Source organism: Ectobacillus funiculus (genome assembly GCF_004138295.1).
Classification (GTDB): Bacteria; Bacillota; Bacilli; order Bacillales; family Bacillaceae_G; genus Ectobacillus; species Ectobacillus funiculus.
Window position 1 is genome coordinate 1 of record NZ_SCFM01000142.1, and the last position, 425, is coordinate 425.

Sequence of the window (425 nt, forward strand, 5' to 3'; positions counted from 1 at the left end):
GTTATGCCATTTATGTGGGTGAGTCTCTATCTAATCATGGGCGGCATAAATCCGCTTGCCCGTTTGTTTGAAATAATCATCCCCATTACCGCCGGCATCTTTTTGGTGGTTGCTTTTCTGAGCTTCAAAACATTTGAGGTGGGTAATCTGCGCCCAGTACTAGGGTTAGGGATCATACCTGTACTAAAAGGAATCAAAACAACAGCTCTCTCATTTACAGGTTTTGAAAGCATGTTGATTATAATAGCATTTATGAAACAGCCAAACAAAGCAGTAAAAGCTGTTCTAGTTGGAATTTTTATCCCACTGATCTTTTACTTGATAACGGTCGTGATGGTTATTGGTACGCTATCCGTGGAGGGATTAATAACGCTAACATGGCCGACGCTTGATCTCATACGAAGTTTTGAAATGCCTGGTTTGCT

The 425-nt window shown here is 41.2% G+C and carries 1 protein-coding gene; it reads left to right on the top strand.

What is annotated here, in order from left to right; genetic code table 11:
* Positions 1-425, top strand: a 425-nt coding sequence (locus EP737_RS25225; RefSeq protein WP_165350951.1) for a GerAB/ArcD/ProY family transporter, incomplete at both ends; no start/stop codon positions are given.